Source organism: Streptomyces sp. NRRL B-24572 (assembly GCF_002156145.1).
GTDB classification, from domain to species: Bacteria; Actinomycetota; Actinomycetes; order Streptomycetales; family Streptomycetaceae; genus Streptomyces; species Streptomyces vietnamensis.
Window position 1 is genome coordinate 1 of the sequence record NZ_MWIG01000194.1, and the last position, 8992, is coordinate 8992.

General features: G+C 71.4%; 6 protein-coding genes. 2 read left to right on the forward strand and 4 right to left on the reverse strand.

Annotation, left to right across the window (positions count from 1 at the left end):
* The 4 genes from CCN56_RS12465 to CCN56_RS45790 all read right to left on the reverse strand — a co-directional run.
* On the reverse strand, positions 1-3899 hold a 3899-nt coding region (locus CCN56_RS12465), incomplete at its 3' end, for a DUF6531 domain-containing protein (RefSeq protein WP_143664508.1).
* Positions 3900-4013: 114 nt separating this feature from the next.
* The gene (locus CCN56_RS12470; RefSeq protein ID WP_086826459.1) at positions 4014-4307 is read right to left on the reverse strand and encodes a hypothetical protein; all 294 of its coding nucleotides are present in this window, start codon (positions 4305-4307) and stop codon (positions 4014-4016) included.
* A 472-nt stretch (positions 4308-4779) separates the two neighbouring features.
* Complete coding sequence (locus CCN56_RS42580; protein WP_143664509.1) at positions 4780-5106, reverse strand: hypothetical protein; 327 nt, start codon at positions 5104-5106, stop codon at positions 4780-4782.
* A 780-nt stretch (positions 5107-5886) separates the two neighbouring features.
* Positions 5887-6111, reverse strand: a complete 225-nt coding sequence (locus tag CCN56_RS45790) for a DUF2165 family protein (protein ID WP_107484142.1) — start codon at positions 6109-6111, stop codon at positions 5887-5889.
* A gap of 1072 nt (positions 6112-7183) precedes the next feature.
* On the opposite strand from CCN56_RS45790, the gene CCN56_RS12480 reads away from it, so the two are divergent.
* Together CCN56_RS12480 and CCN56_RS12485 are read left to right on the forward strand one after the other, a co-directional pair.
* Entirely contained in the window at positions 7184-7870 is a 687-nt protein-coding gene (locus CCN56_RS12480) for a DUF1345 domain-containing protein (protein WP_086826461.1), read from the forward strand.
* Between the two features lie 297 nt (positions 7871-8167).
* Positions 8168-8992, forward strand: an 825-nt coding sequence (locus CCN56_RS12485; RefSeq protein ID WP_086826462.1) for a gluconokinase, GntK/IdnK-type, incomplete at its 3' end; no start/stop codon positions are given.

An 8992-nucleotide genomic window follows, 5' to 3' on the forward strand; every position in this document is an offset into this window, starting at 1 on the left:
GCTCGCGCAAGGTCGCCCAGGGGGCCGGGGGCGTGGGTGGTCAGGGCGGTGGCGGTGGCTTCGTCGACCTGTTCCGCGAGAAGGGTGCCGTCCCAGGTGTAGCGGATGGTCTCCAGCGGCGTTCGTCCGTCGTCGGCCATGCGGTACTTGGCGATGCGACGGCCGAGGGGGTCGTAGGCGTAGGTCCACAGGGTGCCGTCGGGGGTGGTGCAGGAGGTCAGCCGGTCCCGTGCGTCGTAGCTGTAGCGCCATTGCTCGGGCTTGCGGGAGGGGCGGGTGCGGCGGCGTACGACGACCCGGCCTGCCGCGTCGTGTTCGTAGTGGAGGGAGCCGGCCGCCAGGAGGCGGGTGCCGGCGTAGGTCCTCGGGCCGCGGGCCTCGCCGTGTCCGGCTCGGGCCGGCCAGGTGGCCGTGTCCTGGTTGCCGGCCTGGTCGTAGCCGTAGCTCTCCTCCCAGCCGGTGCCGGTGACGGCCAGTGGCCTGCCCATGGGGTCGAGGGTGATCCGCTTGGTGCCGCGTTCGGCGCCTGCGGCCTGTTCGCCGATGGTGAGGGGGAAGCCGTCGGCCCGGTAGGCGTAGTCGCGCGTCACGACGGGCGTGGGGGCGGTCCCGGCGGTGAGACTCTGCGTCGTCGGCCTGCTGACGTTGTCCCAGGTGGTGGTCAGGGTCACCGGGGTGCCCGGGTCGCCCCAGACGCGACTGATCTCGCGGCCGAGTAGATCGTGCCCGAAGGTGAGGGCATGCCCGTCGACGGCCAGGGAGGAGCGGTGTCCCGCGGGGTCGTAGGCAAAGCTCGTGACCACGCCCGTGGGCGTGGTGCGGGCGATGCGCCGGCCGGCCACGTCGTACGCGTACCGGAGGGTGGGGCCGTCGACGGTCTCGCTGAGCGGCCGGCCCATGACGTCCCGTTCGATGCTCAGTGTCGAGGTGGCGGTACGTGCCTCGACGAGCGCGCCGGTGGCGTCGTACGCGTAGTGGGTGAGATCGCCGTCGGCGTCGTCGGACGTCAGCCGGCCCATGGCGTCCCAGGTGTAGCCGACCGTCTGTCCGGCGGGGTTGGTGCGTCGGGTGATCCGGTTGGCCGCGTCGTAGCGGTAGTGGCTGGTGCGTCCTTCGAAGTCGGTCTCGGCCGTGAGGTTGCCGGCGGCGTCGTAGGTGTAGTGCCAGTTCTGCCCGAGGGGGTTGGTGACTTCCACGAGGCGCAGTTCGGTGTCGTAGCGCAGCCGGTGGCGGGCGCCGTCCGGGTCGGACCGGACCAGGGGCTTGTCGAAGGGGCCGTACTCGGTGCCCCACACCCCGCCGGCGGCGTCGGTGTAGGCCGCGCAGTTGCCTTCCGCGTCCCAGGTCCAGGTTTCGCGGCTGCCGTCGGCGGCGGTGCGGGCGAGCAGGTGGTCGTCGCCGTCCCAGACGAACTCCTGGACACCGCCTGCCGGGTCGACGATACGGAGGGGGCGTCCTCGGTGGTCCCGTTCGACGCGCGTGACGCCTCGCCCGTCGTCGCTCACCTCCAGGGCGAGCCCGGCGCCGTCGGATCGTATGCGGAGCGTGCTGCCGACGGCGTCGGTCATGGTCGCGATGGCGCCGGTGCGGTCGTGCGTGAAGCGCCTCACCCTCCCGTCCGGGGCCTGGACCCCGGTGCAGTTGCCGAGGTCGTCGAAGGTCTGCCGCCACGTCGTGCCGTCGGCTCCGGTGACTTCGACGGGCAGGTTCCGCTCGTCGTAGCGGGCCGTGGCCGTGCTGCCGTCGGGCAGGCGCACCGCGACGAGGTTGCCCTCCTCGCTCCAGGTGAGCTCGGTGGTGTGGCCGAGCGGGTCGGTGCGGGTGAGGGGACGGTCGTAGGCGTCCCAGGTCAGCTGGGTGGTGTGGCCGAGGGGATCGGTTTCGGCGACGACCTGGAGGCGGTCGTTCAGGTGCAGGACGGTGGTGGCTCCGGTGGAGTCGGTGTACCGGGTGATGGGGTGTCCGGTCTCCGGGTGGGTGTCGTAGGCGAAGCTCGACGACAGGGTTCCTTCGGGGCCGATCGTGCGGGCGACCCGGCCCTGCCCGTCGTACACGTACTGGAACGTGAAGCCGTTGCGGTCGGTCCAGGACGTGACGCGCCCGTCGCCGTCGTAGGTGAAGCGCATGGCGGGACCGTCCGGTCCTTGCGGGCCGGTCAGGGACGTGAGGTGCCCGGTGGGGTCGTAGGCGTAGCCGACCACCGTGGCAGGGCCCCCGGGGCCGCGGACGGCCAGGTCCGTCACCCGTGACGTGGTGGCCGTGATCTGGACGACGTAGCCGCCCGAGTGGGACACGGCGGTCGGCGCGCCGTCGGGGCGGCGCGAGAAAGCGATCCGGTTGCCGTTGCGGTCCTCGAGGGCGGACAGCCAGTAGGCGGTGGAGGTGCGGTAGGGGCTGCCGGTGAAGGACCGTACCTGCCCGCCGTGCGGATCACGTACCTCGTACGTGGTCCCGTCGCCGTCCGCTCCGCCGTGGACCAGGGGGAGCCGGTCTCCTCCCACCGGTAGGACGTGCTCTCCGTCGGGGCGGGGCAAGCGGGGGTAGATCAGCACGGAGCCGTCCTCGCGGGCCCAGATCGCTCCGCCGCCGAAAGCGTCGACCTCGATGCGTTCGTCGAGGGTGGAGGCCCAACTGGGTCCGAACCAGTGCCCGTAGCGGTAGGTCGAGACGTGGGTGCGGCGCAACGCGAGCGGGAGGACGCCGGGCAGGACGAGGTCCGTCTGTGGGAGGAGCATCTTGCCCGTGGCGACGTCGACGGGGTCGTTCTTGCAGACGGTTTTGTCCAGGGACACACTGTTGGCACGCGGGTCGCCCTTGGCGTCGCTGACCGAGTCGGGCCTCGTGTGGACATCGTCGCCGGGGTTCCCGCGGTGCGGCGTCCCGCCCTTGCCGCCGTCGTTGTCGTGGTCGCCCTTGCGCTGGCGGGCGAAGCGGTCGCGGAGGTCGTCGTCGGTGTTCTTGTGGTCGACGGATATCTGCTTGACGACCTTGGGCAGCGTCTGGCCGACGTGGTCGCCCATCGACTTCGCCGCCTTGGTCAGGGCCTCCATCGCCTTGTCCGCGATCGGGTCGATCGCGTCGGCGATCGAGTCGCGCCCCCGGGTGCGGCCGTGCGCGGTCTTCGCCTTCGTGAGTTTGCCCGCCGTCTTCCCGTGGATGCGCACGCTCACGGTGTTCAGCTGGGTGGAGGCGTGGTCGTGCTCCGCGTGCTCGATGTGCAGGTTCTTCAGGCCGCTGCCCTTCGAGCCGCCGCCCCCGCCTCCGGCCGAGGCCAGGTGCATGGCGTCCTTGCTCGACTGCACCCCGTCCTTGAAGCCGTCCGTACCGGCCTTCTTGGTCTGGTCGAGGTCCACGCCGTCCTGCAGGCCGATCGCCATCGCGCCCAACTGCACGACCAGGTCCGCCGCCATGCCCTCCAGGGCCGCCACCGCCGGCTCGGTCAGCGCGGAGACGACATACCCGACGACCTCGTCCGCGCACTCCTTGATCAGCCGCTTGATCGCCTCCTGGGCAAACCGAATTGAAGCGCCACCGATCAGCGCCGACAGGCCACCGGTGACCGGGATCAAGGCCAGCGCGACGCCGGCCTTGCCCGCCAGCCAAGTGAGCTGCCCCAGCGCCACGCCCTTCATCGTGGTAATGGCGTTGGCCGCCGTGTCCAGCGCGCCCGCGATGGTGCGGGCCGCGCCGGCGATGTCCTTGAAGTGCTTGCCCTTGACCTTCTGCCAGTGCTCGTCGAGGGCGTCGATCGCCTCGCCCTCGCCCGAGGACAACAGGCGCTCGAAATGGTTGTTCGCGAGCTGACCGTCGTCCTCCAGGTCATCCGCGAACTCCCTGAGCGCGTCCGCCATCTCGCGGTACGCGTCCTCGTCCACGTTCGGCCAGGCCACACCGATCACGTCTAGCAGCGTGTCGGCCCAGTGACGAGGGCGAGGGCGTCGACCAGGAGCAGCAGGCCGGGCGGAAGGTGGTACGGGAGTGGGACAGGCCGCTCAGAGCGCCGGGCGGACCGTTCACAGGCGTGGTGCGCCGGCGGTGGGGTGGCGGGTGTGGGGGACGTCTGCCGCCCCTGCGGTGTCCGGCGATGCGGGAGCCGGTGTCACCTCGATCACGTCGACGAGCCTGCACAGCTTGTGCTGGGCGCGCAGGGCGTCGGACTGTGCCACGCATACGATGGCTGTGGCCGTGTTCGCCGGTGCGGTGGTGTAGGTCAGGTCCAGCACGTGGTGGTTGTTGAGGGTGGCGGCGAGCCGCGCGAGTGTTCCGTGGCCGGGCTGGAGCGTGACGGTGAGCCGGGTGTGTTCCATGGGTGGTGGTCCTGTTCATGGGGGCCGTGGTGGGGCCGGGAAATGGAAAAGACCCCTCGCGAGGTGCGAGAGGTCTGCGTGCGGGCGGTGAGCGCGGGGAGGATCATCTCCTTGGGCTCGGTGCCGGCACGCTGCCGCTGATAATCAGCTGCTGCTGCATGCCCGGCATGCTGGCACAATCCGGCCGTAGTCCGGAAGGCCATCTCATACTGCGGGCGGCCCGAGAGGGGGCTTGCGCGGAAGGGGCCCTTCACGGCGGCGCTGATTCAGCCCCTTGGTGCTGGCAGGCCCAGACGGCCGTCGTGGACTTCAGTGAGCCTATCGAGGCGGCCCAGATCAACCAGTTCGTCAACCTGATGCCGCGTCAGGTCGATTGGGCCCGGACCGGGAACAGCTAACGAGGAGCCCCGGCCCCGGCATGATCGAACTTGCGAACAGAGTGGGCGTCCGGCCCCCGACCGGGCGCCCACGATCATGCGGCGGGCGCGAAATGCACGACGGTACCCTCACACGCCTCGACGTACACGTTCAGCGCGTCGGCCTCGGCCTGGTCCGCGGCCAGGCCCCAGCGCAGCTTCGTCGCGGTCCACTCACCGACGTACCGGCAGTGCGCGTCCGGCAGCGGCGGCATCCAGATCGACGGGTCCTGATCCGCCTTGGACCGGTTGGTGCGGGCGGTGAGGATGAGATCCTCGCCCGCTACCGGAACGGGCGCTCCGCATCGGCCATCGCCCGCGAGCTCGGAGTGGACAGCAGGACGATCCTGCGCCGCATCCCCCAAGTCGAACGGCGCACCCACCTCCAGGCCCGGCAGCTGAACCGGTCGGCCCCGGCATCGACGCGGCATCCATACAAGCTCTGCGAGCCCAGGGCCTGGCCTGGGCCGCGATCGCCGCCGCGACCGGCCTGTCGGTGAAAACGATCCGCGCCCGCGCGTGAAACGGGGCTGGAGCCGCGTCGACCTCGACCAGCTGCGCGGCATCGCCACCGTCACACGGACCGAGCTGTCCCCGGACGGTCGAGACGGCCACCGCGGCACTTCGCGCCAAGGAAGTTGTGCCGTGTCTTTGTCCGCCCAGTACGTCGCGCAGGAAATGACGAAGGCACCGGTCAGTCCCTTGATTCGCCGGGCAGAGTTGCTGCGGCATCCGACGTGAGCGTGGTCCCCGCGCGAGTTGGGGTGTAAGGGTCGCAACTCGCGGTTCATCGTAACCATAGGGGGTGGGGCCGAGCGGCTGTCGTCTTTCGGTGCGAACCGCTCCCGCATGGCGGTCGCTCTTCGGGGCCAGGGACGAGGCCGACCAAGATCCGGGCCATACGCGGACCAGCCGCCTGCAGCTTGGCCGAATCGTGGCCGTTTCCGCTGGTCAGCGACCATGCGAGGCGTGTACCACCAGCAGACGAAGAACATTCTTTGCAGCTATTCCCAGAAGCCACTGGGGCTCTTCTGGCGCCCCGAGCCCGTCCAGCGACATGGACGTTGCTCGTTCAGAGCCGGCTTCAGACGCGTCACCGCTCGGCCACGGCCCGTTGCGCCGAGCAGTCGATACGGCGGTTTCGCTCCTCGTCTCCGCGCCAGTCACGGACCGGATTCCCGGCCGAGTGAGCCAGGCGGCGACCTCCGGCAGGCGTGGTGGCACGGTGTGGTGGGGTCAGGTCCGTGGTGCATCCGCCCGGCGGACGCGACGAACTGCTGGTTGGGCCCGAAGCCCGTGATGTTCCCGAAGGCGACCAGGGTCACGTGGAGCGCGACGGTCGCCGTCGGCGCGGTCGCCGCGACGAGCGGCGCGCCCAGCCGGAGGATCCGGTTGCGCGGGTGGTCGGGGCCGTTCCCGAGGGACGGGCGCCGGAGTGGGTGCCGGTCGGCCGGCGGGCCTGTGCCGTGGACGTGTCCTCCCTCGTCGTCCCGCGGGCGCTGGGACCGCGGGACCTACCGTCCCGTCCCACCTGGGTGGCCTTCCGGCCTCCCTGCCGGTCACCCGCTGCGGTGCCCCTGACCGGACCGGTCCGTGTGGCAGGCACTCGCCGGAGCGTCGAAGAGGGCAGGACTCTCGGGCCGCCAAGGGACAAGTCGGTCCGGACCGCTGTCAGGTGGGCCGCTGGATCTCATGGCACCGGTACCGGCACGTCGCGCCCGCCATGCCCGTGCTGACTTTCCTGGCCGCCGTCGTAGCTGATGCAGCCCCTGGCCGGTCGCCCGACCCGCGTCATCACTCCTGGGTCGGCGACGCGATCTCGCTGGCCGCTCCGGAGGTCCGCCGACTCTTCAGCGCCGCCCTCAACCCGCCAGTCGTGTCCCTGGCCGGACTGCTGCACCGGTCGAACCGGCGCAGACGCCACCGGGCAACAGCCGGGCGCAGCCACTACCGACGACGCTCAGCCCGTGGAACGAGCGGGTAGATCACGACACCGCACCGGAGTACCAGCCGGTCCCCTCGCGGGCACGCACCGCCGAACGGCCGGCACCGCGCCCCTGCGCCCTTCATGGACGCGTGTCCCTCACAGTTCCGGGTGTTTCCCCGCCCCTGTGCCCCGGTCGGCGCGGGCAGTCCGGCCGCGGCCTGCCACGTACGGCGGGGACCGTCTGCCGTCGGGGGGCGGCGGTCACCCCGGCCGGAGGCCGGCGGGGTGACGAAAGCTGCTCCCGCCGACGCCAGGAACCAAGCGGTACGGGTTTCGACGGGCCCGGGATCGGTTGCGGTGACATGGCGCGGAGAAGCCGGCGCGGCCGCGGTCCGGTGCCTTCCGGCCCGCAGCTGACGCGGGTGGGGCGTACCCGCCCTCGAGATCCGCCGCCGACCCACCGGACCGCTATATGTTCCGAAGAGCAGGACGGCGACAACCACTCCGCACTCGAACGTAAGGGCCCTCGAACCGTGACCGGACGCATCCCCGAGCCCACCGAGAGATCGAGTCCGCACGGTCCCGTCGGTGAGCACCGGTGGCCGATGGCCGCGGCCGTCGTCGCCGCCATGGCGCTCACCCTCCTGCTTCCCGACGACTTCCGTCTGGCGCCTCGCTGGGTGCTCCCGGCCGTCGAGGGACTGCTTCTGCTCGCGCTCATCGCCGGCGACCCGGGACGGATCGACCGGCGCTCGACGGTCCTGCGCACCATGTCGATCGCCCTGGTGGGCGTTCTCGCGCTCAGCGCCGTCTGGTCCACCGTCCGGCTGGTCGACGACATCCTCCAGGGCGGCAAGGAGACGGCCTCCGCCACCAGCCTGCTGCAGAGCGGCAGCACGGTGTGGGCCTGCACGGTCCTGGCCTTCTCCGTGCTCTACTTCGAGCTCGACTGCGGCGGTCCCGCGGCGCGCGCCCACCACATGCCCGCGACGCCCGCGCTCGCCTTCCCCCAGCAGCTCAGCCCCGAAGTGGCGAGGGCGGACTGGCGGCCCCAGTTCGTCGACTACCTCTACCTCGCGCTGACCAACGCCACCGCGTTCAGCCCCACCGACGTGATGCCCCTGGCGCCGTGGGCCAAGATCACCATGAGCGTCCAGTCCCTCGTCTCCCTGCTCATCCTCGGCCTGGTGGTCGCCCGCGCCGTCAACGTCCTGGCCTGACCCGGAGTCACGTTCGCAAGGGCTGCGTCCAGCCGTTCCGTACGGCGTGAGCGCCCGACTGCGTCCGCGTCCGGACTCCGGCCATGTCCATCCCGTGGCGGCGAGTCCTCGCCCTGGCAAAGGCTCGCCGATCACGAGGCGTCCGCTCCTGCCGGAACGGCGCTGCGCGGCCCCGGACGCGGCAACGCAGGCGTGCCCGTCCCGCCGACGTGCGCCGTCGGGCGGCGGAGGTCAGATTGGAGGTATCCGTCCCCCGGACGGTGACGTCTCGTCCGGCAGAGGAAGGAGGTACCCGGCATGACGGCCCACAGGCAGCCGGCGCTGGTGCTCGTCGTCGGCGTCGCCGGGTCGGGGAAGTCGACGGTGGGGCGTCTTCTCGCCGAGCGGCTTGGCTGGGCGTACCTGGAGGCGGACGAGTTCCACTCCGACGCCAGCCGCGCCAAGATGGCCGCCGGCCATCCCCTCACGGACAGCGACCGGGGGCCTTGGTTGGAGGCGATCGCGGCGTGGATGGACCAGGCGATCACGGCCGGCCGGAAGGCCGTCGTCACCTGCTCGGCTCTCAAGCGCGGCTACCGGGACAAGCTGCTGGCAGGGCGCCCGGACGTTCTCCTGGTGTACCTGCACGGCTCGCGCGAGCTGCTGGAGTCCCGGCTGGCGGCGCGGAACGGCCACTTCTTCCCGGCGGACCTGTTGGACAGCCAGCTCTCGGATCTCCAGGAGCCGCAGCCCGACGAGCACCCCTTGGTCGTGGAGATCGACCGGCCTCCGGAGGCCGTCGTCGCAGAAGTGCTGACGCTGATGACGGGGGAGGCCGCTGTCGGGGCGCCTTCCGCTTCCGGCCCCACGGGCGCCTCGTGGCGGTTGGTCCGGGGAGACCAGAGCGCGGTCGTGGTCCAACTGGGTGGCGCCCTGCGTGACTACGCGGTGAACGGCCGACCGCTGCTCGACGGCTTCTCCAGGGGGTCCGCCATCACGGGTGGGCGGGGGCAGCTGCTCGTCCCCTGGCCGAACCGGGTGGGCGACGGGCGCTACCGCTTCGACGGCAGGGACCTGCAGCTCCCCCTCACCGAAGTGGAGAAGGGCAACGCGATCCACGGGCTGCTTCGCTGGGCCCTGTGG